Origin of the sequence: Nonomuraea sp. NPDC059194 (genome assembly GCF_042754765.1) — a bacterium.
In the GTDB taxonomy this organism is placed as follows: Bacteria; Actinomycetota; Actinomycetes; order Streptosporangiales; family Streptosporangiaceae; genus Nonomuraea.
In genome coordinates this window covers 98688-125588 of record NZ_JBHZBH010000027.1, presented here as the reverse complement: position 1 = coordinate 125588, position 26901 = coordinate 98688, and the positions used below count along the sequence as shown (strand labels likewise).

The 26901-nt window shown below is 69.7% G+C and carries 22 protein-coding genes, 1 tRNA gene and 1 pseudogene; 7 read left to right on the top strand and 17 right to left on the bottom strand.

The features are described 5' to 3' along the window. Window positions 1–525: 525 nt before the first annotated feature. The 3 genes from ACFXJ8_RS29315 to ACFXJ8_RS29305 all read right to left on the bottom strand — a co-directional run bounded on the left by ACFXJ8_RS29315 (window position 526) and on the right by ACFXJ8_RS29305 (window position 2365). Window positions 526–598, bottom strand: a tRNA-Ala gene (locus tag ACFXJ8_RS29315). A 908-nt stretch (window positions 599–1506) separates the two neighbouring features. Next, window positions 1507–2226, bottom strand: coding sequence for an HAD-IA family hydrolase (locus tag ACFXJ8_RS29310; protein WP_379647190.1), 720 nt, complete (start codon window positions 2224–2226; stop codon window positions 1507–1509). 19 nt (window positions 2227–2245) lie between these two features. Beyond that, the gene (locus ACFXJ8_RS29305) at window positions 2246–2365 is read right to left on the bottom strand and encodes a DLW-39 family protein (RefSeq protein WP_240506072.1); all 120 of its coding nucleotides are present in this window, start codon (window positions 2363–2365) and stop codon (window positions 2246–2248) included. A 275-nt stretch (window positions 2366–2640) separates the two neighbouring features. On the opposite strand from ACFXJ8_RS29305, the gene ACFXJ8_RS29300 reads away from it, so the two are divergent. From ACFXJ8_RS29300 to ACFXJ8_RS29280, 5 genes are all read left to right on the top strand, one after another. Beyond that, the gene (locus ACFXJ8_RS29300; RefSeq protein ID WP_379647189.1) at window positions 2641–3981 is read left to right on the top strand and encodes an MFS transporter; all 1341 of its coding nucleotides are present in this window, start codon (window positions 2641–2643) and stop codon (window positions 3979–3981) included. 317 nt (window positions 3982–4298) lie between these two features. Then, on the top strand, window positions 4299–4580 hold the full coding sequence (locus ACFXJ8_RS29295; RefSeq protein ID WP_379647188.1) for a metal-sensitive transcriptional regulator: 282 nt from the start codon (window positions 4299–4301) through the stop codon (window positions 4578–4580). A 55-nt stretch (window positions 4581–4635) separates the two neighbouring features. Next, window positions 4636–4848, top strand: coding sequence for a heavy-metal-associated domain-containing protein (locus ACFXJ8_RS29290; RefSeq protein WP_379647187.1), 213 nt, complete (start codon window positions 4636–4638; stop codon window positions 4846–4848). Beyond that, on the top strand, window positions 4845–5927 hold the full coding sequence (locus ACFXJ8_RS29285; RefSeq protein ID WP_379647186.1) for a hypothetical protein: 1083 nt from the start codon (window positions 4845–4847) through the stop codon (window positions 5925–5927). The genes ACFXJ8_RS29290 and ACFXJ8_RS29285 overlap by 4 nt, the downstream gene beginning before the upstream one ends. A 22-nt stretch (window positions 5928–5949) precedes the next feature. Further along, the gene (locus tag ACFXJ8_RS29280) at window positions 5950–8145 is read left to right on the top strand and encodes a heavy metal translocating P-type ATPase (protein ID WP_379647185.1); all 2196 of its coding nucleotides are present in this window, start codon (window positions 5950–5952) and stop codon (window positions 8143–8145) included. A 142-nt stretch (window positions 8146–8287) separates the two neighbouring features. Here ACFXJ8_RS29280 and ACFXJ8_RS29275 read toward each other — a convergent pair whose 3' ends face one another. The 8 genes and pseudogenes from ACFXJ8_RS29275 to ACFXJ8_RS29240 form a co-directional block, all read right to left on the bottom strand. After that, window positions 8288–9478 carry an RNA-guided endonuclease InsQ/TnpB family protein gene (locus ACFXJ8_RS29275; RefSeq protein WP_379647184.1) on the bottom strand — a complete coding sequence of 397 codons (1191 nt, stop codon included), beginning with the start codon at window positions 9476–9478 and terminating at the stop codon, window positions 8288–8290. Window positions 9479–9507: 29 nt separating this feature from the next. Next, window positions 9508–9634 (bottom strand): annotated as a pseudogene (locus tag ACFXJ8_RS29270) (IS607 family transposase); the annotation flags it as partial. A 199-nt stretch (window positions 9635–9833) separates the two neighbouring features. Next, a complete protein-coding gene (locus tag ACFXJ8_RS29265; protein WP_379647183.1) occupies window positions 9834–10052 on the bottom strand; it encodes a hypothetical protein in 219 nt (72 codons plus the stop codon). A 2-nt stretch (window positions 10053–10054) separates the two neighbouring features. Then, window positions 10055–12766, bottom strand: a complete 2712-nt coding sequence (locus ACFXJ8_RS29260; protein WP_379647182.1) for a DUF5682 family protein — start codon at window positions 12764–12766, stop codon at window positions 10055–10057. Continuing rightward, window positions 12763–13878: an AAA family ATPase gene (locus ACFXJ8_RS29255; protein ID WP_379647181.1), complete on the bottom strand. Its 1116-nt coding sequence runs from the start codon at window positions 13876–13878 to the stop codon at window positions 12763–12765. Before ACFXJ8_RS29255 ends, ACFXJ8_RS29260 begins: the two co-directional genes overlap by 4 nt. Window positions 13879–13887: 9 nt before the next feature. Continuing rightward, entirely contained in the window at window positions 13888–15114 is a 1227-nt protein-coding gene (locus ACFXJ8_RS29250; protein ID WP_379647180.1) for a VWA domain-containing protein, read from the bottom strand. Beyond that, entirely contained in the window at window positions 15111–16379 is a 1269-nt protein-coding gene (locus tag ACFXJ8_RS29245; protein ID WP_379647179.1) for a hypothetical protein, read from the bottom strand. The genes ACFXJ8_RS29250 and ACFXJ8_RS29245 overlap by 4 nt, the downstream gene beginning before the upstream one ends. Continuing rightward, window positions 16379–16771, bottom strand: a complete 393-nt coding sequence (locus ACFXJ8_RS29240) for a hypothetical protein (protein WP_379647178.1) — start codon at window positions 16769–16771, stop codon at window positions 16379–16381. The genes ACFXJ8_RS29245 and ACFXJ8_RS29240 overlap by 1 nt, the downstream gene beginning before the upstream one ends. 202 nt (window positions 16772–16973) lie before the next feature. Here ACFXJ8_RS29240 and ACFXJ8_RS29235 point away from each other — a divergent pair, with 202 nt between their 5' ends. Further along, the gene (locus ACFXJ8_RS29235; RefSeq protein WP_379647177.1) at window positions 16974–18215 is read left to right on the top strand and encodes an aminotransferase class V-fold PLP-dependent enzyme; all 1242 of its coding nucleotides are present in this window, start codon (window positions 16974–16976) and stop codon (window positions 18213–18215) included. Here ACFXJ8_RS29235 and ACFXJ8_RS29230 read toward each other — a convergent pair. From ACFXJ8_RS29230 to ACFXJ8_RS29205, 6 genes are all read right to left on the bottom strand, one after another. Further along, window positions 18185–18811: a class I SAM-dependent methyltransferase gene (locus tag ACFXJ8_RS29230; protein WP_379647176.1), complete on the bottom strand. Its 627-nt coding sequence runs from the start codon at window positions 18809–18811 to the stop codon at window positions 18185–18187. The genes ACFXJ8_RS29235 and ACFXJ8_RS29230 overlap by 31 nt on opposite strands. Window positions 18812–18823: 12 nt before the next feature. Continuing rightward, the gene (locus tag ACFXJ8_RS29225) at window positions 18824–19945 is read right to left on the bottom strand and encodes a PP2C family protein-serine/threonine phosphatase (RefSeq protein WP_379647175.1); all 1122 of its coding nucleotides are present in this window, start codon (window positions 19943–19945) and stop codon (window positions 18824–18826) included. 182 nt (window positions 19946–20127) lie between these two features. After that, window positions 20128–21657 carry a M28 family peptidase gene (locus ACFXJ8_RS29220; protein WP_379647174.1) on the bottom strand — a complete coding sequence of 510 codons (1530 nt, stop codon included), beginning with the start codon at window positions 21655–21657 and terminating at the stop codon, window positions 20128–20130. A 141-nt stretch (window positions 21658–21798) separates the two neighbouring features. Further along, a complete protein-coding gene (locus ACFXJ8_RS29215; protein WP_379647173.1) occupies window positions 21799–23301 on the bottom strand; it encodes a M28 family metallopeptidase in 1503 nt (500 codons plus the stop codon). A 93-nt stretch (window positions 23302–23394) separates the two neighbouring features. After that, complete coding sequence (locus tag ACFXJ8_RS29210) at window positions 23395–24834, bottom strand: basic amino acid/polyamine antiporter (RefSeq protein WP_379647172.1); 1440 nt, start codon at window positions 24832–24834, stop codon at window positions 23395–23397. An 87-nt stretch (window positions 24835–24921) separates the two neighbouring features. Beyond that, on the bottom strand, window positions 24922–25389 hold the full coding sequence (locus ACFXJ8_RS29205) for a hypothetical protein (protein WP_379647171.1): 468 nt from the start codon (window positions 25387–25389) through the stop codon (window positions 24922–24924). Window positions 25390–25653: 264 nt separating this feature from the next. Between ACFXJ8_RS29205 and ACFXJ8_RS29200 the strand changes: the two genes are divergently transcribed. Continuing rightward, complete coding sequence (locus tag ACFXJ8_RS29200) at window positions 25654–26883, top strand: PP2C family protein-serine/threonine phosphatase (protein ID WP_379647170.1); 1230 nt, start codon at window positions 25654–25656, stop codon at window positions 26881–26883. The last annotated feature ends 18 nt before the right edge of the window (window positions 26884–26901 follow it).

Here is a 26901-nt window from a genome sequence, read left to right as displayed (position 1 = left end):
GCGACACCAAGCCCGAGCCCGCTGGTTCCACCGGCGCGCCCGCCTCACTACCGCATACGCCCAGCTCAACTAACGAATGGCGGCTGCCGTACTAGGTGAGTTAAGCCGTGCTCGACGCTCATGGCTATAGGGCAGGGTCATTCAAGGCACCCACACTGACCGGGCTCCCTCGAGCGGAAACGACGTTGATACATAGCGGCCTGACGTCACGCAGCGACGACGCCCAACCACCTCATTCTCTACGCATCGACCGTGACTTGGTGAAGGCGGGTGTCGGCTCTACATCCATCGAATGGCTCGACTCGCCAAGCGGGCCACGGTCGGGGAGCGCGAGGGGCAGCGCCCCTCGCCGGGGGTTCGGGGGCCTGCCCCCGAGGAAACACAGCCCGAGCCCAAAGGCGCGAAGCGCCCCATGGGCGAGGCCCGAGCTTTTGAAGGTGGGGGTTCGGGGGGCCACGCCCCCCGATGTCACAGCCCGAGCCCCACGCGCGAAGCGCGCCAAGGCGAGGACCATGCCGTTATGGGTGGAGCCTAGGAGATTCGAACTCCTGACATCCTGCTTGCAAAGCAGGCGCTCTGCCAACTGAGCTAAGGCCCCTGAAACGCTGTCTGACCTGCACATCGCCAGTCTGGTCGGACAGCCTCGGCTGTACACCGTAGCAACAGCATACGGGCTCTCGCCACCCGACGTGCCTCCCACGCTTCCACCGCCCCCATGGGCAGCCGTGTCGCCACTCGGGCGGCGGCACGGCTGCTCCGGGACGAACGGCTCGCGAACGGTCCGCGAACGGCCTGCGTAGTGCCCGCGCATGGCCCGCCGAATGGCCCAGTGCCAGGGAGCGGCAACCGGCCGGCTACCTGAAGATCATCTCGAGCGTGTCGTGGATGAGGCCGGTCCGTGGGGTGTCAGACCATGTCTGGGGCGCGGGCGGTACCTCGGGCGCGGGCGGTACCTCGGGCGCGGGCGGTACTTGGGGTGCTGGCCTCCTCACCTTGGGTGCGGGCCTTACCTTGGGTGCGGGCCGCGGTTGGAGGGCGGGCTGTGCCGGGGGCAGGAGCTGTGCCTGGGGCGCCCAGAGAGGCGCGGCCTGGGGCGCCCAGAGAGGTGCGGCCTGCGTGCGGGATGAGGGCTGGGCGGAGTCCTCGCTGCAGGAAACGCCGATGATCGCGCCAGGGTAACCGCCGGCGTACCCGGAAGCACTTCTCCCCGGCGGAACCCTGCAGATGTAGCCGGGCTCCCGCTCGCCGCCGTTCGCGACGATCCTGAACTCGGTGCCGATCTCTCCCTCGGTGGGCGCTCCGTCGTGCGACTCGCACCACACGCCCATGACGGCGGAGGCGGCCGCATCCTTCTCGAGGTCGTGGCACGCGTAGGAGGGCGTGGGGCCCGCGTGGGCGGGTACGGCGAAAAGGCAGGCGCCACCGGCGGTAAGCAGGGCAAGGGCGTGCGAAAGACGCATGGAGTACCTCTCACAGGATAAGTCCGTCGCCACGCGACTTACCCGACTACGGAGAGTGACTAACCGCGATCTTGCGCTCGCCGCCGAGGATCAGTTCGGGGAACTCGGCCAGCGAGTCGAGAATGTGCGTGGCGCCGCCCTTCAGCAGGCGGTCTCTGCTGTGGACGCCGGTCATGACCCCCGCGACCATCGAGGCGCCGGCGCGCCGTCCGGCGAGCATGTCGTTCTCGGAGTCGCCGACGACGGCTACCTGGCGTACGTCCTCGACGCTCAGCCTGAGCACCGCGTGAAGCACCATGTCGGGCCATGGACGGCCGCGGCCCGCGTCTTCGGGGCTGATGGCCAGGTCGATCTTGTCGTGCCAGCCGAGCACGCCAAGGACCCTGCTCAGGGTGGTACGGCTGAAGCCGGTGATCAGCGCGATGTGCACCCCTGAGCCCCTGAGCTTGTCGAGGGACTCGACGACTCCAGGCACGGGAACGAGACCTGCCCGCTCGATGGCACCCTCGTAGGAGCGCTCGAACGTCAGGTTGGCGGCCTGCGCCTGGGCCTCGTTGCCGGGGAAGATCCCGCGGAAGACATCGATCTTGGGGCACCCGCGGGACCGGTGCACGTGGACCATGGCCCGCGCGTACGCACCGGTCCCTGGGACGATGCCCTGGGTGGCGATCGCCTCGGCGAAAGCTCGTTCGACCGTGGCGATGTCGCCGATCGTGGTGCCGGCGAGGTCGAGACAGACCAGCTTGATGGGGCCGGACTCGGTCATACCCTCGTCGCCACGATCGTTAGTTCTCGCTGCCGGTCGCCTCGGTCCAAAGATCGAGCTCGGCGCGGTCGGCCTGCACCTTACGCCAGATCAGCAGCCCCCCGAGGGCGAGCAGCGCCAGAACGAGCAGCTTCTTCACGGTGTGACCCCACTTCTTCGACGGTCTCACCTGCCGGGGTGAGACAACGCCCGGTTGCAACGGTTGCAAGGCAGCCTAGCAAGGCTTCGCGATGCTCCCCCGGGTGCGGACCTATCCAGTTCTACCCAATCTTCCGATACGACGTCGCCAACGGCGAGGCGGATCGGCTTCGCGTCCCATCTTGGACACCTCTTTGCAAACCCCTAGGGGGTATGTTACGTTCTCCGCCGTTCAGAGATACCCATTGGGGGTATCAGAGCCGGAAGGGAACGACCATGTCGCAATCACGGAGGTGGTGGGCGCTCGTCGTGCTCGCCGCCGCGCAGTTCATGGTGATCATGGATACGTCGATCATCGGCGTCGCCCTCCCCGAGATGCAGCGCGACCTCGGGTTCACTCAGGGCGGACTGCAGTGGGTGTTCAACGCCTACGTCGTCGCGTTCGGCGGGCTGCTGCTGCTCGGCGGACGCCTGTCGGACCTGTTCGGCGCCCGCAAAATCTTCTCGACCGGCTGGGTGATCCTGACGGCAGGCTCGGTCGTGGCCGCCGCCGCGGGCACCGCATGGGTGGAGATCCTCGGCCGCGCCATCCAGGGCGTCGGCGGGGCGCTGATCGCGCCCGCCGCGATGACGTTGCTGATGATGCTGTTCGGCGGCAACCCTCGCGAGCTGGGCAAGGCCATGGCCCTGTACGGCGCGGCGGCCCCGGCGGGCGGCACGGCGGGCGTGTTCCTCGGCGGCGTGATCACCGAGTGGCTCAGCTGGCCGTGGGTGTTCATCGTGTACATCCCGATCGGCCTGATCACGCTGGCCGCCATCCCCGCGCTGCTGCCGGCGACGGAGGGCAAGCGCGGCTCGGTGGACGTGCTCGGCGCGGTCACCGTCACGGGCGGCATCGCCCTGGCCGTCTACGCGATCGTCCAGGCCGCGGAGCGCGCGCCGCTGATCGAGGCGGCCGCCGCGATCGTGCTGCTCGCGGTGTTCCTGATCAGGCAGCGCAGCGCCCGTGAGCCGCTCATGCCGCTGAAGATCTGGCGCACGCCCGGTCTCGCCCCCGCGAACCTGGCCATGGCGCTGCTCGGCGCCGCGTGGATCCCGATGTGGTACTTCCTGAACCTGTTCCTGCAGCAGGACCTCGGCTATGGCGCCTTCGCCAGCGGGGCCGCGCTGCTGCCGATGACGATCGCCGTGATGATCTTCATGATCGGGATCACCGCGCGGCTGCTGGGCCGGTTCGGCGCCAAGCCGTTGATCGTGCTCGGCCTGGGTGTGCTGGCGGTCGGGACGGCCGCTCTGGCCTTCAGCGGGTCGGCGTTCCTGCCCGCGAGCCTGGTGGCGGCGGTCGGCATGTCGCTGGCGTACATCCCGGCGATGATGTCGGCGCTGTCGGGGGTGGCGCCGGAGGAGAGCGGGCTGGCGTCGGGCATCGTCAACACCACCTACAACGTGGGGTCGGCGCTGGGCCTGGCGGTCATGACCGCGATCGCCACGTCGCGCGAGGACGGCTTCGACGCCGCCTTCGTCGGCGCGGGGGCGGTGGCCGCGGTGGGCGCCCTGCTCACGCTGGCGCTCATGCGCCGCCCCGCGCGGGCTCCGCAGGAGCCCGCGGGTGTGTGACCGTCCGAGCCACTGTCATCGTCCGTACGGCAGGCCGGCCCCCGCGCCACCCCGAGCACGGGGCCGGCCTCTGTCGAGGGATACGCCTCACCGAGCGCACGGGGCCGGGCACCCCAACGGAAGGCCCCAAAGCCCAAGCACCCCAACGGCTTGAGGAAGCCCAAAAGCCCCAAGGCGCAGCCCCCAAGCCCCAAGGCCAACATCCTGAGGCGATCCCAAGGGCCAGGCCAGTCGAAAAGCAGCAGCCGGAAACCCAGGCCCGTGGAATACCCTAGGGGGGTACGGTGTTATACTCGGTGAAGAGGGAGGCGAGGACCATGGCTGGATACACCGGCACCAAGCAAGACCACCTCCGGCGCCTGCGCCGGATCGAGGGCCAGGCCAGAGGCCTGCAGCGGATGGTCGAGGACGACAAGTACTGCATCGACATCCTCACCCAGGTGTCGGCCGCCACGAGCGCGCTCCAGTCCTTCGCCATCTCCCTCCTGGAGGAGCATCTCGCCCACTGCGTCGCGGAGGCCACCTTGAAGGGCGGCCCCGAGGCCGAGGCGAAGGTCAAGGAAGCCACCGACGCGATCGCGCGACTCGTCCGATCCTGACCGAGACCCGTATCCGAAGAAGACCGCAGAAAACACAGTGACAGGGAGATATGACATGAGCACCGCCACCTACACCGTCAAGGGCATGACCTGCGGCCACTGCGTCAGCTCGGTGAAGGAAGAGGTCGGCGAGGTCGCGGGCGTGACGGGTGTCGAGGTGGACCTGGCGACAGGGCTGCTGACCGTCGAGAGCGCCGCCCCCGTCGAGGAGTCCCAGATCGTCGCCGCCGTCGAGGCGGCCGGATACGAAGTGGCGCATCAGTCATGAACACCCCCACCAAGCTCGGCGCCTACGTCCTGGGCCTTGCCGTCGTCTTCGGCGCGGCCCTGGGCGTGGGCAGCGCGGTAGGCGAGGTCGGCACGCCCCCCAAGGCGACCACCCACACCGAGTCGGCCGCCCACGGCGAAACGACAGCAACGACAGGCCACACCGAGACCGCAGACCGCGGGACCACAAGCACCGGGACCACGGCCACCGAACCCGGGGGCCAGGAAGAAGCCGCAGGCCACGAAGACGGCGGCCACTCCACCAGCGCCACCGCCACCGCCACTGCTGCCAAGAGTGAGGATACCCCCGGGGGGCTCCAGGTGTCCGAGAACGGCTACACGTTCACCCCGGCCACCAACACGCTCAAGGCCGGGGAGCCGACCGACTTCAGCTTCACCGTCACGGGCCCTGACGGCAAGCCGGTCACCGCCTTCGACGTCCAGCACGAGAAGAAGGTCCACTTCATCGTCGTCTCCCGCGACCTGAACACCTTCCAGCACCTCCACCCCGAGGAGGGCGCCGACGGCGTCTGGACGGTCAAGCTCACCCTCCCCGAGGCGGGCGTCTACCGGGCCTACGCCGACATCCTCCCCACCGGGGCCAGCGCGATGACGCTCGGCACCGACCTGTTCGCCGCCGGCGAGTTCGCGCCGAAGCCGCTCCCCGCGGTCAGCCGTACCGCCGAGGTCGACGGGTACACCGTGACCCTCGCGGGTGACCTGGTGCCGGGGAAGTCCAGCAAGCTGACGCTGTCGGTCGCCAAGGACGGCAAGCCCGTCACCGACGTGCAGCCCTACCTCGGCGCGCTAGGCCACCTGGTGGCGCTGCGCGCGGGCGACCTCGCCTACCTCCACGTGCACCCGGAGGAGAACAGCCTCACCTTCCACGCCGAGGTGCCCAGCAGGGGCGACTATCGTCTGTTCCTCGACTTCAAGCATCAGGACAAGGTCCGCACGGCCGCGTTCACCGTCAAGGCCACCGACGCGACCGCGACACCGAGCGCCACCCCCAGCACTGCACCCAGCACCGCACCGAGCACCACCCCCAGCACCCACCCCGCCGAGCCCCACGGCCACTAGAGGCAGCCGGAAGGAGAAGCTGATGGCCACCGAGACAGCCGTCGAACTCTCGATCGGCGGCATGACCTGCGCCTCCTGCGCCAACAGGATCGAGCGCAAGCTCAACAAGATGGAGGGCGTGACCGCCACGGTCAACTACGCCACCGAGAAGGCGAAGGTCACCTTCCCCGCAGGAGTGGACCCGCAGCAGCTGATCGCCACCGTCGAGTCGGCGGGATACACCGCCGAACTCCCCCAGGCGAAGGCCGAGGGGCAGCAGGCGGAGGAGGTCGACGAGCTGAGGCCGCTGCGCAACCGGCTGATCACCTCCGTGGTCCTGGCCGTGCCGGTGATCGCGATGGCGATGATCCCGCCGCTGCAGTTCACGTTCTGGCAGTGGCTGTCGCTGACGCTGGCCGCACCGGTCGTGACCTACGCGGGCTGGCCGTTCCACAAGGCCGCCTGGACGAACCTGCGCCACGGCGCGGCCACCATGGACACGCTGGTCTCCATCGGCACGCTGGCGGCCTTCGCGTGGTCGGTGTGGGCGCTGTTCCTCGGTACGGCCGGCACGCCCGGCATGACGCACCCGTTCGACTTCACGATCGCCAGGACCGACGGCTCGGGCAACATCTACCTCGAGGCCGCGGCGGGCGTGACCGCGTTCATCCTGGCCGGCCGCTACTTCGAGGCCAGGTCGAAGCGCAAGGCGGGCGCCGCGCTACGGGCGCTGCTGGAGCTGGGCGCCAAGGACGTGGAGCTGGTCGACGGGCGGCGCGTCCCGGCCGAGCGGCTCAAGGTCGGCGACCGCTTCGTCGTCCGGCCGGGCGAGAAGATCGCCACGGACGGTGTGATCGAGGAGGGTTCGAGCGCGGTCGACGCCTCGATGCTGACCGGCGAGTCCGTGCCCGTCGAGGTGCGGCCCGGCGACCGCGTCGTCGGCGCGACGGTCAACGCGGGCGGCCGGTTGGTCGTCAGGGCGGAGAAGGTGGGCGCCGACACCCAGCTGGCCCAGATGGCCAAGCTGGTGGAGGACGCGCAGACCGGCAAGGCCGAGGTCCAGCGGCTGGCCGACCGGATCTCCGGCATCTTCGTCCCGATCGTGATCGCCCTGGCGCTCGGCACGCTCGGCTTCTGGCTGGGCACCGGCGGCGGCGCGGGCGCGGCCTTCACCGCGGCGGTCGCCGTACTGATCATCGCCTGCCCGTGCGCGCTGGGTCTGGCCACGCCGACCGCGCTGCTGGTGGGCACGGGCAGGGGCGCGCAGCTGGGCATCCTGATCAAGGGCCCCGAGGTGCTCGAGTCGACCAGGAAGATCGACACGGTCGTCCTGGACAAGACCGGCACGGTCACCGAGGGCAAGATGACGCTGACCGCCGTCCACCTGGCCGAGGGCGAGGACCGCGAGGAGGTGCTGCGGCTGGCGGGAGCGCTGGAGCACGCCTCCGAGCACCCGATCGCCCAGGCGATCGCCAGGGCCGCGCAGTCCGACGCGACGGTGGAGGACTTCGCCAACGTCGAGGGGCTGGGCGTCCAGGGCGTCGTCGACGGGCACGCCGTGCTCGTCGGCCGCCCGAGGCTGCTGGCCGAGTGGTCGCAGCACCTTCCCGAGGAGCTGACCGAGGCGTTGGAGCGGGAGCAGGAGGCCGGCCGTACCGCAGTGGCGGTCGGCTGGGACGGCAAGGCGCGCGCGGTCCTCGTCGTGGCCGACGTCGTCAAGCCGACCTCCAAGGAGGCGATCCAGCAGCTGCGGGCGCTGGGCCTGACCCCTGTGCTGCTCACCGGCGACAACGAGAAGGTCGCCAGGACGGTGGCGGCGGAGGTGGGCATCGACGAGGTGATCGCCGACGTCCTGCCCGCCGACAAGGTCGACGTGGTCAAGCGGCTGCAGTCAGAGGGCAAGTCGGTGGCCATGGTGGGTGACGGCGTCAACGACGCCGCCGCGCTCGCCCAGGCCGACCTGGGCCTGGCGATGGGCACCGGCACGGACGCGGCGATCGAGGCCTCCGACCTCACGCTGGTCCGCGGCGACCTGCGGGTGACCGCCGACGCGATCAGGCTCTCGCGCAGGACGCTCGCCACGATCAAGGGCAACTTGTTCTGGGCCTTCGCCTACAACGTGGCGGCGCTCCCGCTAGCCGCGCTCGGGCTGCTCAACCCGATGATCGCCGGTGCCGCGATGGCCTTCTCCAGTGTCTTCGTCGTCACCAACAGCCTGCGTCTTCGCGGCTTCAAGTAGTCCGTTGCGTGAATCTCAGTGATTCTCACACCGAGACCCTTCCTGCTTCATCGACCGCTGCCAACACCGGAGAGTGAGGTCTTACGTGGTCTCCACGAGGCGTTTCTCCTCTCCGGGGAACTTCCCGGCGAGGGTTCCGATGTCAAGCAGCCCGGTCGGCGAGCATCGCGGCGAGGAGGTTTCCCGCCGCGTTCTCTTCCCGGTCATGCAACACGCCGCAACCCGGACACACCCAGCTCCGGTCAGCCAGGACGAGTCCCCGGTTGATCCGGCCGCAGTCCCCGCACGTCTTCGACGAGGGGAACCAGCGGCCGGCCTTCCACACGGTCGAGCCGTACCAGTCGGCCTTGTAGCCGAGCTGGCGGACGAACTCGCCGAACCCGGCGTCGGAGATGGCGCGGGCCAGCCTGCGGTTCTTGACCATCCCTCGCACGTTGAGGGTTTCCACAGCGATGGCGGACTTGGTTCTCGTCAGCCTGGTGGTGGTCTTGTGCAAGAAATCCCTGCGCCGGTCGGCCACCCGAAGGTGCAGCTGTCCGACACGCTTGCGGGCCTTGGCTCGGTTCTTGGAGCCTTCGGCGGTCCGTGCGAGCTTGCGGTTTGCCCGCTTCAAGGCGCGCTGCGCGGCCTTGAGCGGCTTCGGCGCCTCGATCTCCTCAATGGTGCCGTCGCTGTTCTTGATGACAGCGAACGTCTTCAGGCCCAGGTCGATCCCGCATTCCGGGGCGTCGGCGTCGACCTGACGGCGCTTGTTGATCTCGTCCCGGTCCACTTCGACCTGGAAGGAGATCCACCAGCGTCCGGCCTGTTCCCGGATCGCGGCGCCGAGTATCCGGGCCTCGCCTCGGGCCAGGCGGTCAACCAGCCAGGACATGTCCTCCCGGGTCGCAACCTCCCCGATCGCGGGCAGCCGGACGGTGCGGGCGTCCAGTGGCTTGGCACGGTCGGCGTCGTAGCGGAAGCGGGAACCGTGCTTACGCTTGCGCCACCTTGGGAAGCCCATGCGCGGGCCTTTGCGCTCGCCCTTCTTCGAGGCGAGGTAGTTGGCGAACCCTGCCGCCCGCACCCGGCAGGCTTCCTTGGGGACACGGGAAGACATCCTGTTCTCGCCGAACCACAGGAACTGCTCCGGATGGGCGGCGCGCCATTCCTTCTCCAGCGCCGGGGCCGACCACGGCACGGAGGTCAGGCCGTCGCCGGTGATGCCGTAGGACTCCTCCGCCTTACGCTGCGCCCACATCTTGCGCACGATCTCCAGGCAGAAGTTCTCCACCACCCGAGACAACCCAGCGTGGCGGCCCATGAGGACAACCTGCTCGGCGTCGGGGGCCAACTCGAACCGGACACCCTGCCTGTGGCGAGTCACGCAGCGTCCCGCGCGGCCTGAAGCGCGGCGCGTGCCCTGCGTCCGGCTGAGCGGCGGCCGTACAGGCGGGCACAAAACGAGGTGAGCACCTCGGCCATGTCCCCGCCCGAGGTCATCGTCCACCTCCACCGCTCGGTGGCCCGTTGGAGCGCCAGATATCGGCCGGTGACGGTCTTGACCACGAGGACCGGCATCTTGGCATCCCGCGCCGCGGCCGGTTGTAGTGCACACCGTTCCGCCGCGTCGACTCGGAAAGCTTCACCCACTGATAGTCCCAGACGACAGCTCATTAACGCCTGTGATTCGGCTATCAGGAACCACCTCACAGCGGACGGCCGGCGTCATCGCTGTCGTGGGTCACCTCCCACGACGCGCTGGGCTCGCTGATGTTCGGCCCGATCGGACTACTGGTGGCCGGGCCCGTCGCCGTCGCGATCGGGTCCGCGCCCGCGCTGCTGGGCTGCGCGGCGCTCATCGTCGCCGTCGCCCTGGCCGCGCTGCGGTCACCGGGCGTGCGCGGTGTGCTCGCCCGGTGCCCCACCCCTAGAGCAGGGCCGCGAGCGCGTCGGCGGATTCGGGGTGGGCGGCCAGCAGGCTCGCGACCTCGCCGTACCCCGCCCCATCGCCCGCACCCGCAGCCGCGTCACCCGCCTGCCGCCACTCGCCCGAGCAGCCGAGCACCGCGGCGACGGCGTCCGTGGCCGCGGGGTGCGCGGCCAGCAGGTCGCTGACCGGGCCCGCCACGAGGGGCACCGACGCCGACGGAGCCGGTACGGCCTGCGCCGACCACGGCGGCACCCACGCGTCGACCGCGGCCAGCGTGCCGGGGAAGGTACGGCCCGCCTCGCGCACCAGCGCGGGCACCAGCTCAGGAGCCTCCTTGCGCAGGGCGCCGATCAGCTGCGGCAGCCAGGGCAGCAGCACGTCGTCGGGCAGCCGTCCGAACGCGTTGGACAGCACCTCGACCACGAAGGACGTCAGCACGGGAGCCGACTCCAGCGCCTGCACGAAACCGGAGACGTAGAGCGGCACCGACGGCACGACCAGCGGGTTGTCCAGCAGGTCGTCGGTCAGCGCCCGCAGCCCCGCCATCGACAGCAGGCCGAGCTGGAACTTCGCCGTCCACAGCAGCGCCACCTTGGCCGGAGCCTCGGGATGCGACTGCTGCACCGCCAGCTCCAGCTGCGCCCTGTCGCAGCCCAGCGACAGCGCCAGGCTCTCCATGGAGAACAGGAACCCGAGCATCGCGCCGACCTGCCTGACGCCCGACTCCTCGTCGACGAAGGCGGTGGGCAGCAGCGTGCAGTAGTGCGCGTAACCCGCGGTCACGAACGCCTCGCACCAGGCGGGCAGGCCGTGGCCCGCCGACCGGTAGTAGGCCAGCAGCCGCCTGATCCTGCGCAGCACCTCCGGCGCGTCGTCGACGGTCCGCTCGGCCGACAGCAGCTCCACCGCCCGCGCGCCGAGCTCGTCGGTGAACCTGCGGCTGCCCAGGAACAGGATGGAGTCCTCGACCGCGGCGAGCACCTTGGCGGCGGTCGCCTTCTGGTCCCACGCGGCCGTGCGCAGCCGCTGCTCCAGCACCTGTTCGACGGTCACGCCCTCGTAGCCGAGCTCGATCAGGTCGCGCTGGTGCTTGCCCAGCCACAGGTCCCAGCTCTCCTGGAAGGAGCGCTCGCCCAGCACGCGCGAGCCCATGATGGGCTTGACCGCGCCCTCCGGCAGCAGATAGCGCAGCATCCACAGCAGGTCGGAGCACGGCACCAGCTCGGGGTTGGCGTCGAGGTTCAGCAGCGCCCTGGACATGGTGCGCTTCTGCAGGTCGAGCCCGAGCGGGGCGAGCCGGTCGAGGATGTCGCGGGCCAGCGGCGGCAGCGAGTCGTAGCCGACCTGGCCGATCCTGTCGCCGCCGAGCATGATCTCGCACAGCCGCCGCACGTCGCGCCTGCCCGGCACGACGTCCTTCTCGATGCAGGTGACGGCCGCGTCCTGGAAGTCGTACGGCGTGGGCCGCTTCCTGTTGCGCATGCCGGCCAGCAGGATCGACGTCTCGTACACGGCGATGGCGTCGGCGGTGCTGGACTGGTAGCCGTTGCGGCGGGCCAGCCGTACGATGTCGACGCACCAGCCGAGCAGCTCGGCCTCGTCGAAGCCGTCGAGCGAGGGCGGCTGCTTCAGGAAGCCCGACAGCCGGTCGGCGACCGGCTGGGGCGCGGCGGGCGGCTTGGCCCGGCCCTTGCGCTTGCTGCCAAGCTGGAACGGTGTGACGCCGGTGCGCTTGAGCGACTTGTCCCAGGTCGCGGCGGCGATCGACACCGAGCCCGGCGCGAGGCCGAACTGCTGCTCGATCTGCGAGTGGCTGGACGGGATGAGCCCGTAGAGCCATCGGGTCTCGGTGCGCGGGCTGATGTCGAGGTGCTCGCCCATCACGGGGCTGGCGGCGTGGAAGGCCCCGCAGACGTACAGGCAGGTCGAGGGGTCGGCGCCGGTGGCCGCCAGGTGCTCGCGCATGCGGGTCCACATGTAGCGCTCGCGGTTCTCGTCGACCGAGGTGCCGTCGGGACGCAGCCGCCGGAACAGGCTGCCGATCAGCACCATGACCTGCCGGTAGGTGTCGTAGTCCGCGCCGGTCAGCGGCTGCTCGACGTACTGGTCCCACCACTCCGACCAGTGCCGCACCTTGCCGTGGTGCAGCAGGTGCTCCTCCAGTTCGGCGAAGCGGGGGCGCAGGTCGCCGATCTCGACGCCCACGGTGTCGACCGTCTTGTTCTTGTCGTCCCGCTCGCGCGGCTCCCACTGGAAGACGTGGTCGACCGAGCGGTCGACGAGCACGATCTCGACGCCGGGCGTCTCGAGCGCGTAGGCGATCGCCTGGTACTCGGCCGACGCCTCGGTGATGGGCGCGATCACGCTCAGCGGCGACCACTCGGCCGGGAAGCCGTCGATCTCGGTGGCGAAGGCCTGCAACGCCACCGGCAGGCGGCAGTTGACCAGCTCGTCGAGCACGGGCCGCAGGTCTTCGCACAGCTCCAGGTAGATGACCTTGGGCTGCTTCTCCCTGAGCCTGCGCACCATCGCCAGCCCTGAGGCCGGCGAGTGGTGGCAGACGGGGAAGATCTCCAGCTCCTCGGCCAGGGCCCGTTCGACGTCGTCGACCATTCCCGGCAGGATGCCGTCTCCCGCGAAGGCCTTCCCCGAGAAGGCCTCGGCCGCCGCGGCGAGCTGGTCGCGCAGCGGGTCGAAGGGTCCGCTCATGAGAGCGTGGCGATCGCCTGACGACCGCCTTCCAGGAACTCGGGCCACTCGCCGCCGTCCTTCTTGCTGCGCGGCTCGACGACCCCGTGCAAGTACTTGTTGAGGATGGCCAGGTCCTCGGGGCTGCGCCTGGCCAGCGAGGTGACCAGCGAGCCGGCGAGCGTCTGGGCCCGCAGCTCGCGGTCGCCGAAGAAGTTGCTGTGCAGGATGGCGTCCTCCAGCACGCCGATCTGCTCCGCCGTGGACAGCGCCGACTCCAGCTTCTGGTCGTCGCTGGTGGCCGAGGCGGCGGCGGCGCGCAGGTCGGCGAAGCTCTGCAGCAGGATGTCCAGCAGCGTGGGCGGCACCTCCAGCTCGATCTGGTGCCTGCGCAGCAGCTCCGTCGTGCGGAAGCGGACGATCTCCGCCTCGCTGTTCTTGTTGGTCACGACGGGGATGCGGACGAAGTTGAAGCGGCGCTTCAGCGCGGAGGACAGGTCGTTGACGCCCCTGTCGCGGCTGTTGGCCGTGGCGATGATCGAGAAGCCGGGCTGGGCGAAGACGATGTTGTCGCTGTTGCCGTCGTCGGGGAGCTCAGGGATGGAGACGTACTTCTCCGACAGGATCGAGATGAGCGCGTCCTGGACGTCGCTGGTGGACCTGGTCAGCTCCTCGAAGCGGCCGATCACGCCCTGCTCCATCGCCGTCATGATCGGCGAGGGGATCATCGACTCGCGGGACTGGCCCTTGGCGATGACCATGGAGACGTTCCACGAGTACTTGATGTGGTCCTCGGTGGTGCCGGCCGTACCCTGCACGACCAGGGTGGAGTTACGGCAGACGGCGGCGGCCAGCAGTTCGGCCAGCCAGCTCTTGCCGGTGCCGGGGTCGCCGATCAGCAGCAGACCGCGGTCGGAGGCCAGCGTGACGATGGCGCGTTCGACGAAGCTGCGGTCGCCGAACCACTTCTGCGGGATCTCACGGTCGAGGCCGTCGGAGCGCTCGGAGCCGAGCACGAAGATCCGCACCATGCGGGGGCTGAGCCGCCACGAGAACGGCTTGGGGCCTTTGTCGATCGACTCCAGGTAGTCGAGCTCTTCGGCGTACTTGGTTTCAGCGGGGGCGCGCAGCAACAAAATCTCCTAGGCGAGAAAGCTCTTGAGCTCGAACACAAGTTTGCGGATATGTCCGGAAATAACCGGAGTGCCCAGGTCCTTGAGCTTCTGGCGGAACCAGGGGTCCACGCTCGCTTGACCCGAGCTGTTCACCGAACCGACGGGGATGAACTTGACCCCCGAGCGGTGGATCGCCTCGAAGTCGGTGATCAGCGACCGGTTGTCGTAGAAGTCGGAGATCCACACCATGACGGTGTTGCGCGGATCGGTGATCTTCGGCCTGGCCAGGGCCATCGCGACCGTCCCGTTGGTGCCGCCGCCCAGCGTCGTGCGCAGCAGCACCTCGAAGGGGTCGTTCACCCACGGCGTCAGGTCGAGCGCGCGGGTGTCGTAGGCGACCAGGTGGACGTCCACCTTCGGCAGCCCGGCGAAGATCGAGGCGAGGATCGTGCAGTTGACCATCGCGTCGACCATCGAGCCCGACTGGTCGACCACCACGATCATCTTCGCGGGTGTCGTCCTCTTGGCCGTGTGCTTGTAGAACAGGCGGTCGACGTACAGCCGCTCGTCGTCCGGGCTCCAGTTGGTGAGGTTCTTCCAGATCGTGCGCTCGATGTCGAGGTTGCGGAAGACGCGCTTGGGCGGCACCGACCTGTCGATCGTGCCCGTGCTGGTCTTCTCGACCTGGGTGCGCAGCACCTGCGCCACCTCGTCGACGAACCTGCGGATCAGCGCCTTGGCGTTGGCGAGCGCGACCCCCGACAGGTTGGCCTTGTCGCGCAGCAGCTGCTCGATGAGCGACATGCTCGGCGTGAGCTGCTTGGCCAGGTTGGGGTCGTTCAGCACCTCCCTGAGGTGCATGCGCTTGACCAGGTCGGCTTCGATCTGGCCGAGCTGGCCCGCCTCGTCGCCGATCACCTGCTGGTAGCAGGCCGCGTCCTTCTTCCACGAGGCGAGCTGGGTGGCGGTGACCGTACCGGAGCCGGTGTTGAAGACGTTGAGCAGCAGCTTGCTGACCAGGGCCGCCTTGCGGACGCTGTCCAGGTCGTGGAGGTTGTCGAGCTGGTCGCGCAGCTCGGGGAAGCGCTGCACGAGGTTGTCGATCGAGATCGACGGGTCGAGCAGCGCGGTGGGCAGCCCGAGGTCGTCCACGATGGCGACGCTCGACGACTCGAGCGAGGGCTGCTCCTCGGGCTCGAACACCCTCGCGAGCAGCCGCCAGTAGAGGACCTGCCTTCTGTTCTCGTCGCTCATTTGCGCAGCAGCCGTCCCGCTCGTTCCCTGAGCACGGTCACGGCGTCGCCCGCCTTGACGGCCTTGGGGCTGAGCGCCAGCTCGGCGTTGTGCGGGAACTTCTTGCCCTTCTGCACCGCGAGCGGCTGCAGGATCCAGCGCCCGCCGTCCCAGCGCATGAGCCCGACGCACGCCGTGGCGCCCGCGGCCAGCTCGGCGGTGACCGGTCCGGCGGTGGTCACGCCCTCGATGACGTAGTCGGTGAGATTGCCCTCGACCAGCACCGGCTCGGCGATGCGCACGGGATGCCGCTCCAGCGGCGCCACACCGGGCGCGACCGCCTCCGGCAGCACCACCCTGGCCGTCACGAACGGGTCGGCGACCTCCCCCAGGGTGACCCTGTCCTCCTGCCACACCAGGTCGCCGCCGCTCAGCAGCGTCAGGTCCCTGACCTCGACGGCACGCTGCTCGGCCAGCGCCTTCAGCAGCATCGGGTACCCGCTGAGCAGCGGCCAGAGCGCGAGCCCGACGATCGTGTCGACCTTGGCGACGACCACGCTGGTGCGTACCAGCAGGTTGCGCCCCTGCGTCTCGAGCACCCCGTGGACCTGCACCTGTACGGCGGTGCCGTGCTCCTGCACCTCGACGCCGAGGATCAGCAGCCGCCCCGACACCTCCTCGGCCGCGGCCTCGGGCCAGCCGCCCTGCGACAGCAGCAGGGCCCGCGACCACAGGTCGGCCCACCGCCGCGCGGGCACGCGATCCATCGCCGCGACGGGAGAGGAGGCGCTCAGCTCGGCGGCCAGCCCGTCGAGCAGGACGGCCAGGCGGCGCGTGGCGGAATCGCCGAGCAGGCCCTCGACGAGCTGGGAGGAGGCGGAGACCAGGTCGTGGTCGACACCGCGCCATCCGGTGATCGCCAGCTCGCTCAGCCACGACCGGCAGCTCTCGTTCGCCTTCGAGGCGCCCTCGCCGGCGACATAAGGGGCGCGCGTACGGCCCAGCGCGGTGTCGAGCTGGTCGAGCAGCGCGTCGTGGACCGCGCCGAGCAGCGCGGACCTGCCGCCTGCCAGCGCCGCCAGGTGCTCCTCGGCGACGGAGCCGGCGGCGATCTTCTCACTCGCCTCGGCCACGCGCGGGCCGATCGGCGTCGTGGCGAGCGCGCCCGCCAGCGCCTTCAGCCGCTCTCCTCCTGACCGCGCGAGCCCGTGCGTCAGGGCCTCGTCGAGCCCGGTCACGACCTCGAGGGTCTCTTCGACTCCCTGCGGGGGAGCGTCCAGTCGCATCAACGGAACCAATGCATCTCGGGGACGGGCGTGACGGACTCCGGCACTTCCAGGTAGGCCAGGTGGCGCAGGAAGCGGCTGAAGACCATGGCCGCCGGAGCGGGCTCGTGCTGGCCGTCCAGCTTGTTGATCAGGCGCTCACCCTCGGCGACCTCGACGCGCAGGTATCTGGCGACCCGGTCGAGGCCGTACTGCACGATCGCCTCGTCGACGAGTGCGTTCAGGTGCTTGCAGGGCGAGCCGTAGAGGCCGCCGCAAGGGCGGTTGTTGTTGGTGCTGCAGTTGAAGTGGTGGGTCGTCGCCGCGATCGACGAGACGTACACCCGCGCGATGTCGGACCCGCTCGACACCACGCCCTGCAGCCGCCCGTCCGCCAGTTCGACGAAGGGCACCTTGGCTAGTTTGCGCGGTTGGACGGGCGGAACCACTCGTACCGCGCTGCGTTCTTCCCACGCGGGACTGTCCGCGTTCACGACCTCGACCTCCGGCCTTGTCGGCTTGTGGGCGATCAGTGATCCGAGAACCTACCCCATCCGTCCGACATTTCCGGACAAGATCACAAAAGCGGTAATGCTACTCTAGAACATGAGAGATATGGAAAGCGCTTCTGTGCGAGCCGGAGAATCGCTTCTCGACCTCGCGGCGCTGAGAGCCGACACGCCGGGGTGCGAGAAGGTCGTCCACTTCAACAACGCCGGCTGCGGCCTGCTGGCCCGCCCCGTCCTCCAGGCCATGCTGGACCACCTGCACCTGGAGGCGACGATCGGCGGCTACGAGGCGTCGGCCGCCATGGCCGAGCAGGTCCGCGACTTCTACGCGGCCATCGCCGACCTCATCGGCTGCCGCCCGGAGAACATCGCCTTCGCCGGAAGCGCCACGCACGCCTACACCAAGGCGCTGTCGGCGATCCCCTTCGTTGCAGACGACGTCATCCTCACCACCCGCAACGACTTCATCTCCAACCAGATCGCCTTCATGGCGCTGCGCAGGCGCTTCGGCGTCACGGTCGTGCACGCCCCCGACCACGCCGACGGCAGCGGCGTCGATGTCGAGGCGATGGCCGCGCTCATGCGGCAGCACCGTCCCAGGCTGGTGGCCGTCACCCACGTGCCCACCAACTCCGGTCTCGTCCAGCCGATCGCCGAGATCGGCCGCCACTGCCGCGAGCTCGGCCTGCTCTACCTCGTCGACGCCTGCCAGTCGGTCGGCCAGTACCCGATCGACGTCGAGGAGATCGGCTGCGACGTGCTCACCGCCACCTGCCGCAAGTTCCTGCGCGGGCCGCGCGGCTCGGGCTTCCTCTACGTCTCTGACCGGGTCCTGCGCGAGGGCTACGAGCCGCTGTTCATCGACATGTACGGCGCGCGCTGGGTCGAGGCCGACCGCTACCAGCCGGTCGACACCGCCGCCCGCTTCGAGGAATGGGAGTTCCCGTACTCCACCCTGCTCGGGTGCGCGGCCGCCGCCCGCTACGCGCTGGCCGTCGGCCTCGAACCCATCTCCCTGCGCACGCCCACCCTCGGCGCGCGGCTGCGCGAACGCCTGGCCGCCATCCCCGGCGTCCGCACCCTCGACGGCGGGCCGAGCCCCGCCGCGCTGGTCACCTTCGAGATCAAGGGGTGGCGGCCGCAGCCGTTCAAGCAGGCGATGGACGCGCGCGGCATCAACTCGGCGCTCAGCTTCCGCGAGTTCGCCCAGTACGACTTCGTGGACAAGGACGTCGAGTGGGCGCTGCGCCTGTCGCCCCACTACTACAACACCGAGGAGGAGGTCGACACCGTGGCGGCGGCGGTCGCCGAGCTGGCTCACTCCGGTTTCAGCACGGCTCTGACGTAGTACAGCAGGGGCGGCAGCGTGCCCCTGGCGTCGATGTCGAAGCCCGCCTGGGGGATCAGCTCGTCGAGCAGTTCCTCCGGCCGGTGCACCACGCCGTGGCGCGCGCAGAACCTGGCGACCAGGTCGCCGAGGCGGCCGGTCGGCGGGCGGAACTCGACGATGAGCAGCCTGCCGCCCGGCCGCAGCACCCTTGCCATCTCCCGTACGGCCTCGCCGCGCGCGTCGACGGGCATGTGGTGCACGGCCAGGCTGGAGACGACGATGTCGAAGGAGGCGTCGGGCAGATCGAGCGCCTGGCCCTCGCCCACCACGTAGGAGCAGTTGCCGGGCGCGCGCTCCATGGCGTACCCGATCATCTGCGGCGACGGGTCGACGCCCGTCACCTGACCGGTGGGGCCGATCAGCGGGGAGAGGATCCGGCTCAGGTAGCCGGTGCCGCAGCCGACGTCCAGCACCCTGTCGCCCGGACGAGCGCCCGACAGCGCCCCGATCCGCGTGAAGATCTCCCTGCGCCGCCCCAGGAAGGCGACGGACGACAGCAGCTCGTAGGAACGGGGGTGGTCGATCGTTCCCCCTGCGTGGGCGTGCTTCAGCATATGGACTCCCCGTCATCCCAGTAGTGGGGCCGCGGTCCGGCCCAACCTCATGAGGTCCCTTCCCCCGGACTGGCGCAGCAGCAGCATGGCCGCGTCATCGTGCAGCGGGGCGGCGACGTGCGCGACCAGGTCGAGGCGCAGCGCCTCGAGCGCCGCCTCCGGGTTGTCGTTCTTCAGCAGGAAGGCCCGCTCGGCCAGCGGGTAGAACCTGCCCTCGGGGTCGCGCGCCTCGATGACCCCGTCGGTGTAGAGCAGCATCTGGTCGCCAGGGCGGAACCGGATCCGGTGCGGCACGGGGCCCTCGACGTCGAGCGTCCCCATGCCGAGCGGCGGCGCGGTCTCCTCGGGTTCGGCGAAGCTGACCCGGCCGTCGGCGTGCAGGATCAGCGGCGCCGGATGACCGTAGTTCAGCAGCGTCATCGCGCCCACACCCGTGGCCTCCAGCAGGACGGCGGTGACGAAGTCCTCGCCTTCGAGCCGCCTGTTGAGCGCCTTCTCCAGCCGGCTGCTGACCCCCAGCAGGTCGGGCTCGTCATGGGCGGCCTCACGGAAGACCGACAGCACCAGGGCCGCGGTGTCCACCGCCTCCAGGCCCTTGCCCTGCACGTCGCCGACGATGACCCTGACGCCCGCCGACCCCGTCACGACGTCGTACAGATCGCCGCCGATGTGCGCGTCGGCCGCGGCCGAGGTGTAGGAGACCGCGATGCGCAGGTGTCCCGCCCGGCGTGGCACCGGACGCATCAGCACCCGCTGCGCCACCTCGGCCACCGAGCGCACGTTGGCCAGTTCGCGTTCGCGCCGCTGCCTGCCCACCGTGGCGACCAGGCTCGCCGCGGTGACACCCGTGATGACCAGCAGGCTCTGGAAGCTCTGGCGGGTTCCGATGAGGTCGTCGTAGGCGCCCAGCACCAGGGAGAGCATCAGCGCGATCGCGCCGATGACCGCGGTGCGCCTGACGGTTCCCACGAGGCTGGCGAAGGCGGGGCCGAGCGCCAGCAGCGAAAGGAAGCCGAGCTCGGTGCCCGGCATCAGCTCGACCGCCGTCACCATCGCGATCATGACGTACGGCAGCGCGGCCATGATCAGGTGTGCTGTGCGATTGCTCGCCGCACCTTCCCCTGGTCCTGCCATTCCGCGCCTCCCGAACCCCTGGCCACCCTCCACTCAACCGCCGACCGTTGCAACAAGCGACAAAGAGAGCGGAAAGCCCACCGCGTATCAAGCAGGAACTACCCGGTCAGAATGGCGATACGCCGGTGTCGATTTCCGACGCCGCCCCCGTTGAGGCAGGGGCGGCGCCGGGTCGGGTCGGGTTACTGCTGGGTTACCTTGACGTCGTCGACGCCCGCCTCCACCAGGCTCGCCCCCGAGGCGTCGGCCGCCTCGAACACCACGCGCACGGTCTGCCCCGCGAACGCCGAGATGTCCGCGGTGGACGCCCCCCACCCGCCGTCACGGTCCGAAGCGGCTCCGAGCTGCTGGAACACCGTGCTGGTCGTGTCGCCCACGATCTTCACCCGGAAGAAGTCGGCGTTGGAGGCGTTGCTGCCGTGCGCCAGGTACCACGAGAACGACAGCCGCAGCACGCCGCTGGACGGCATCGTGACCGGAGGCGACTGGATCGAGGTGACGCCCCCGTCGATGTCGTAAGCGCCCGCGCTCGAGCCCGCCAGCCGTCCGGTGACCAGGTCGTTGACGCCGCTGACCGTGGTGCCGACCTGCTTGGTCCCGCTGGAGGTGGTGGCCTGCGGGTCACCGCGCTCCCAGAGGCCGGTGGTGGCGGTGTCGGTGCCGTTCGGGTTGGCGGTCCAGCCCGTGTCCGTCTCGAAGTCGTCGGACCACACGGTCACCGGGGGTACGGCCGTGGCGATCGTCCACACGGCGTAGGCCACCGCGTCGGCGTTGCGGTCCAGCGCCGTGTCGTTGATGTTCGCCGTGGTGTCGCACGAGCGGTGGTAGCAGGGATCGAAGGCCTGCCCCGCCGTACCGCCCCACAGCTGGGCCTGGGAGCTGGACTTGATGCCCTCGGCGCCGGTGAAGGTGCCGCCGGCGGGGATGCCGCGGGAGATGAACGGCCCGTAGTCCGAGCGGCCGTCGAAGTCGGTGCCTCTGGTGGGCACGCCGATCGAGGCGAAGTAGTCCTGCAGCGTCCGCTCCAGCTCGGCCGAGCCCGTCGGACCAGGGCCAGAGCCGACGCCGTCGGAGTTGTCGCCGTCGTAGACGAAGTAGCCGGCGTTGGACGAGCCGACCATGTCGAAGTTCAGGTACCCCTTGATCTTGGCTCGGTCGGCGGTCGACAGGTTGGTGACGTAGTGCTGCGAGCCGCGCAGCCCGAGCTCCTCGGCGCCCCACCAGGCGAACCGCAGGTGCTTGGCCGGCTGTAACGCCTGCCGCGACACCTCAAGCGCCGCCTCCAGGATCGAGGCGCTGCCCGAGCCGTTGTCGTTGATGCCGGGGCCCGCCGTCACGCTGTCGAGGTGCGCGCCGACCATGAGGATGTCGTCGGGGTTGCCGCCCGGCCAGTCGGCGATGACGTTGTAGCCGGTCGCCCCGTTGTAGGTGAACGACTGCAGGACGGTCTGGAACCCGGCCGCGTCGAGCTGGGCCTTGACGTAGTTGGCCGAGGCCAGGTAGCCGGGCCGGCCGTGGGCGCGGTTGCCGCCGTTGCTGGAGGCGATGGACTGCAGCTGGCTGAGGTGGGCCTTCACGTTGGCCAGCGAGAGGTTCGGCGGCGCCAGCCGTACGGCCTGGGCCGAGGTGAGGGAGGCGGCTGAGGCGGGCGAGGTGAGAGGAGCGGCGGCCAGCGCGAGCGCGGCGGCCACGACCAGGATGCGGGATTTCATCGGTTCCTCCGTGGGGGGCGGACAGAGGGTGCGATGGAGGAAGGGCGGTCCTGTGGGAGACCGCCCTTCCCCACGGGCGAGGCCAGCTCGTCCTCACGGTGAGGTCAGCTCGTGGTGAGGTCAGCCCGCCTCACGGTTCGGTCAGCTCGCGGAGCTGCCCGTGGCCACCTGTACGGCGGCGCGGGCCGACACGGCCGCCGCCCTGTCAGGGATGTCACGCGTGTCGAAGGCGTAACGTGCGACGGAGTCGGCGATCGCGTCGGCGTTGACGTCCAGCGCGGTCAGGTTGATGTTGCCGATGCCGTCGCAGGCCGCGTGGTAGCAGACGTCGTAGGCGACGCCCGCCGTACCGCCGAACATGGCCGCCTCCTCGGCGGTCTTGAGGCCCTCGGCGCCGGTGAAGATGCCGCCGGACGGGATGCCGACCGCGATGAACGGGCCGTAGTCGGAGCGGCCGTCGAAGTCCGTGCCGACGGTGGACAGGCTGCGGCTGGTGAAGAAGGCCTTCAGCTGCTGCTCGATCTCGGCCGATCCCGGCGGGCCCGCGGGGGAGCCGGTGTTGTCGGAGTCGTCACCGTCGTACAGCTTGTAGGCGTAGTTGGGCGAGCCGACCATGTCGAAGTTCAGGTAGAGCTTGATCCGGTCGCGCTGCTCCTGAGACAGCTTCTCGACGTACTGGTCGGAGCCGAGCAGACCGATCTCCTCCGCGGCCCAGAAGGCGAAACGCACCTTGTTGCGCACGGGGAAGTACTTCATCCGCAGGGCGGTCTCCAGGATGGCGGCCGATCCGGAGCCGTTGTCGTTGATGCCGGGGCCCTCGGGCACGCCGTCGAGGTGCGCGCCGACCATGACGACGTCGTCGGGGTCGCCGAACCTGGACTCGGCGATCACGTTCTCGTCGGTGCCGAGGACGAGGTTGGAGTCGACCTTGAGGCGGACGCTGGCGTCGGGCGTAGCGGCCAGGGCGTTACCGACGGCGAAGTCGGCGAAGACCATCGGCACCCCCGCCCGCCATTCGCCGATGTCGAGGGGGAAGGCCTCGGTCCTGCCCGGCTGGCCCTCGTTGAAGACGATGATCCCGGAGGCGCCCGCGACGCCCGCGTTGCGGATCTTGGTGGCGAACGCGCAGGTGCCGCGCTGGATGAGCGCGATCCGGCCGGCGACGAAGCCCGAGAAGTCGGACATCTCGCAGCCGCTCGTCGAGGTCGGCGTCGGGGTGGGCGGCAGCGTCAGGTCCACGCCCTGGACCTGCGCGGTGACGTCGCCCGCAGGCGAGGGCTGGAAGGTGTAGAAGTCCTCGTTCGGCACGTAGGAGCCCAGCACCGGCGGAGTGTTCTCCGACCAGCTCTCGACGTAGTTGATCGGCTGGAGCGTGACCTTGTAGCCGGCCTTGCGGAGCTTGTCGGCCACGTAGTCGCGGGAGGCGTCGTAGCCGGCGCTTCCGGCGGCGCGGTTGCCGCCGTTGGCGGTGGCGATGGCCTGGAAGGCGTCCAGGTGCTTCTTGACGTTGGCGCCCTTGACCTGCTTGACCAGCAGCTTGGCGAAGGCGTCGGACACCGGGCTTGCTTCGGCGGGGGTGGCGAAAGAAAGGGGTAAGGCGAGGACGGCGGCCACGGTGATGGCCTTGCGGAAGGGTACGCGCATCGAGGCTCCTTTTGGGGACCAGACGTGAGCAAGATCCCCCGAGCTCACGCTTTCTGGAACGTACCTCTTTTCCCGATACGCGCCTAGAGTCCCTCAGATGGTGATCAAGCCCGAGGCGAGCCCGGCGACGCCGACGACCGCGCCCACCAGGACCACGACGAACAGCACCAGTTCGGCAGGAGAGAAGACCCGCCTGCCGTGCTCGCGCCGCGTGATGACGAACAGGATCATTCCGGGCGCGTAGATGATGCACGACAGCAGCAGGAACGTCAGCCCCGCCGCGAAGATCAGAAAAGCCGTGTAGACGACGGCGAGCGCCGCCACCAGCAGGTCCTTGCCCGGCCCTCTGCTCGCCTCGCCTTCCCACCCGCCGGCGAGCCTGAGCGCGTACCCCGCCGCCAGCAGGTACGGCACCAGCGACAGCGAGCTGCACAGCTTGAGCGTGAAGGCGAAGGCGTCGTCGGAGAACAGCGTCACGGCCAGCACGGCGGTGATGAGCACGCTGGTCATCACCAGCGCGGCCACCGGCACCCCCTCGCGGTTCTCGCGCTTGAGGAAGGCCGGCATGTCGTCGTCCCGCGCGGCGACGAACAGCACCTCGGCCGCCATGAGTGTCCAGGCCAGGTAGGCGCCCAGAACCGAGACGATGAGCCCGACGCCGATGAACACCGAACCCCACGGCCCGACCACCGCTTCCAGCACCCCGGCCATGGACGGCTGGCGCAGCTCGGCCAACTCCGCCTTGGGCAGCACGCCGTACGACAGGACGGAGACCGAGGCGAACAGCGCGAGCACGCTGAGGAAGCCGAGCACGGTCGCCCTTCCCACGTCCTCCCTCCGACGCGCGTACCGGGAGTAGACGCTGGCGCCCTCGACCCCGAGGAAGACGAAGACGGTGACCAGCATGGTCGCCTTGACCTGCCCGAACAGCGCACCGGCCGACGGCGCGTCGCCGCCCCACAGGTTGGCCGAGAACACCCCGCCGCGCAGGGCCACCGCGATGATCACGACGAACAGCAGGATCGGCACCAGCTTCGCGACCGTCACGATCCTGTTGATCGCGGCGGCCTCTTTCACACCGCGCATGATCATGAAATGGAACGCCCAGACGCCGACCACCGAGGCGGCCACCGCCAGGAGCGTGTTGCCCTCGCCGAAGCCTGGCACGACCGTGCCGAGCGTCGACTTGATCAGCACCCAGTAGGAGACGTTGCCCACGCAGGCGCTGGCCCAGTAGCCGAAGGCGGAGAAGAATCCGGGGAACTCGCCGAAGCCCGCCTTGGCGTACGCGTAGACGCCCGCGTTGAGGTCGGGTTTGCGGATGGCGAGCGTCTGGAAGACGAAGGCGAGCATGAGCATGCCCACGCCCGCGATCGTCCAGGCGATGACCGCCCCCCACACGCCTGTGGCCTGGGCGAAGTTGCGCGGCAGCGAGAAGACGCCCGCGCCGACCATGGAGCCGACCACCATCGCGGTCAGCGTCGGCAACGGCAGCTTGCGTGCGGCCGCGGTGGTCGCGGTATCAGTAGTCACCGTGGAATCCCCCGATTGGCCTCAAGAGGGGAGAAAAGCCGCAGTTCGCATCATTCCCACTGCGGTCGGCGCGTCAAACGTCGCAGGTCAGCGCCGCGTTGACGCCATGATCCAGTTGGTGATCCAGGTCTCGCCGCCGTCGACCGAGAACGCCTGCTCCCAGCGGGCGGACCGCTCGGTGATGTCCGACCAGATGAAGCGCACCCTGATGTCCCGGCCCGCGTGGGTGTCGTCCCCGTAGAACTCTCCCCTGCCGCCGGAGAACCTGCCGACGACCGGCGGGGTCAGCTTGCCCGTACGGCTGCTGGCCCAGTAGAGGGACCACTCCTCGGTCTCGGGGTCGAACAGCCGCAGGGTGAGGCCGCTGGAGCCCTTCGTCGGGAACTCGATCTCGTCGAAGTTCGCTCCGCCGCCGAAGTGCCTGGAGGCGTGGCTGACGGCGGGGAACTCCTCCCACTCGGTCGCCTCCTTCAACAGGCACGACTCCTCGAGGAAGTCCGTCCTGCGCCTGTTGACGATGTCCCATGTGCCGGTGTGGAAGTCGAAGTCGTTCATGCGATGGACGGTAGGGCGAGTCCACTGTCACCTCATGTCAGTGGAAATCCAGAAGTTCGGCACCCTCGCCGCCCCCGCAGCCCGACTCGCGGGTCTCAGCTCGCGTGGCCCGGGTGCGCATGAACTCGGCCCGCGGCCCCCAGCGCACGCGGTCCCCGGCTCGCGTGGACCCACCCCGCCTGCCGGGACCGGGCTCGGGGGCCTGGGCTCGCGGCGAGGCCACAATGGGTATGTGGCAGATGACTGCCGAGCGAAGGTGCCGCCATGAACGATTCCACCGGAATCGAGGACATGCTGACCGGATTGCTCCAGGCCAGCCACCTGACGGCGCTGGAGCAACTGCCCTCTCTCGTGAGCCTGCACGCCGCCCGCGCCGGGCTGGACCCCGTGCTGATCTACCTGGCCGATCTGCAGCAGAGCGTGATGCGCCTGCTGACCGGACACGGCGAGAGCGCGGGCGAGCACGCCGGGCCGTACCCGGCCGAGCTCGCCATCGACGCCACGCTGGCGGGGCGAGCCTTCCAGGAGGTCCGCATCCTGGCCAGGGCCGCTCCCGACCACGGCACGACCGAGTGGTGGGTGCCCATCCTGGACGGCACCGAGCGGTTGGGCGTCCTGCGGATCGGCATCCCCGAAGGCCGCAAGGAGGCCCAGGAGGCCATGCGGCCCCTGGCGTCACTGGTGGCGCTCCTGGTGGTCAGCCATCGCGCGCACAGCGACTCCTTCTCCCGGCTGGTGCGCTCGCGCCCGATGAACGTCGCCGCCGAGATGCAGTGGCGGCTCATGCCGCCGCTGACGTTCGCCACCCACCGGGTGACCGTGAGCGCCGTGATGGAGCCCGCCTACGAGGTCGGCGGTGACGCCTTCGACTACGCCATCGCCGGCGACACCCTCCACCTGGCCGTCTTCGACGCCATGGGCCACGACGTCTCGGCCGGGTTGACCGCCAACCTGGCCATGGCCGCCTGCCGTAACCACCGCCGCCACGACCTGCCGCCGACCGCCAACACCGAGGCGATCGAGCGCGTCCTGATCGAGGAGTTCGGGCGCAGCACCCGCTTCGTGACCGCGATCATCGCCGACCTGAACCTCATCACCGGCGCGCTCCGCTGGGTCAACCGCGGCCACCACCCGCCCATCATCATCCGCGGCGGACGCTGGGCTGTCACGCTCGACTGCCCGCCAGCCCACCCCATGGGCCTCGACCTCGGGCTTCCCATCGTCGTGTGCCGTGGACAGCTCGAACCGGGCGACCGGCTGCTGCTGTACACCGACGGCATCATCGAGGCGGGCGCCCGCGAGGGACGGGAGTTCGGCATGGAGAGGTTCGTGGACTTCATCATCCGCCACAACAGCGCCGACCTCCCGGTGCCCGAGACTCTCCGTCGCCTGATCAAGAGCATCCTGACCTACCGGGACGGCCGGCTCGACGACGACGCCACGGTCCTGCTCGCCGAGTGGTACGGCCCCGCCGACCGCCGCCTCAACCTCTAGCGACCGGCCGTAGGCCCC

What these genes read in the sequence shown, in the direction of transcription:
- ACFXJ8_RS29205 (WP_379647171.1), bottom strand. Translation starts at nt 25,389, where the DNA reads ATGAACGACTTCGACTTCCACACCGGCACATGGGACATCGTCAACAGG.
- ACFXJ8_RS29310 (WP_379647190.1), bottom strand. Translation starts at nt 2,226, where the DNA reads ATGACCGAGTCCGGCCCCATCAAGCTGGTCTGTCTCGACCTCGCCGGC.
- ACFXJ8_RS29245 (WP_379647179.1), bottom strand. Translation starts at nt 16,379, where the DNA reads ATGCGACTGGACGCTCCCCCGCAGGGAGTCGAAGAGACCCTCGAGGTC.
- ACFXJ8_RS29250 (WP_379647180.1), bottom strand. Translation starts at nt 15,114, where the DNA reads ATGAGCGACGAGAACAGAAGGCAGGTCCTCTACTGGCGGCTGCTCGCG.
- ACFXJ8_RS29300 (WP_379647189.1), top strand. Translation starts at nt 2,641, where the DNA reads ATGTCGCAATCACGGAGGTGGTGGGCGCTCGTCGTGCTCGCCGCCGCG.
- ACFXJ8_RS29235 (WP_379647177.1), top strand. Translation starts at nt 16,974, where the DNA reads ATGGAAAGCGCTTCTGTGCGAGCCGGAGAATCGCTTCTCGACCTCGCG.
- ACFXJ8_RS29285 (WP_379647186.1), top strand. Translation starts at nt 4,845, where the DNA reads ATGAACACCCCCACCAAGCTCGGCGCCTACGTCCTGGGCCTTGCCGTC.
- ACFXJ8_RS29200 (WP_379647170.1), top strand. Translation starts at nt 25,654, where the DNA reads ATGAACGATTCCACCGGAATCGAGGACATGCTGACCGGATTGCTCCAG.
- ACFXJ8_RS29230 (WP_379647176.1), bottom strand. Translation starts at nt 18,811, where the DNA reads ATGCTGAAGCACGCCCACGCAGGGGGAACGATCGACCACCCCCGTTCC.
- ACFXJ8_RS29290 (WP_379647187.1), top strand. Translation starts at nt 4,636, where the DNA reads ATGAGCACCGCCACCTACACCGTCAAGGGCATGACCTGCGGCCACTGC.
- ACFXJ8_RS29295 (WP_379647188.1), top strand. Translation starts at nt 4,299, where the DNA reads ATGGCTGGATACACCGGCACCAAGCAAGACCACCTCCGGCGCCTGCGC.
- ACFXJ8_RS29225 (WP_379647175.1), bottom strand. Translation starts at nt 19,945, where the DNA reads ATGGCAGGACCAGGGGAAGGTGCGGCGAGCAATCGCACAGCACACCTG.
- ACFXJ8_RS29220 (WP_379647174.1), bottom strand. Translation starts at nt 21,657, where the DNA reads ATGAAATCCCGCATCCTGGTCGTGGCCGCCGCGCTCGCGCTGGCCGCC.
- ACFXJ8_RS29280 (WP_379647185.1), top strand. Translation starts at nt 5,950, where the DNA reads ATGGCCACCGAGACAGCCGTCGAACTCTCGATCGGCGGCATGACCTGC.
- ACFXJ8_RS29260 (WP_379647182.1), bottom strand. Translation starts at nt 12,766, where the DNA reads ATGAGCGGACCCTTCGACCCGCTGCGCGACCAGCTCGCCGCGGCGGCC.
- ACFXJ8_RS29215 (WP_379647173.1), bottom strand. Translation starts at nt 23,301, where the DNA reads ATGCGCGTACCCTTCCGCAAGGCCATCACCGTGGCCGCCGTCCTCGCC.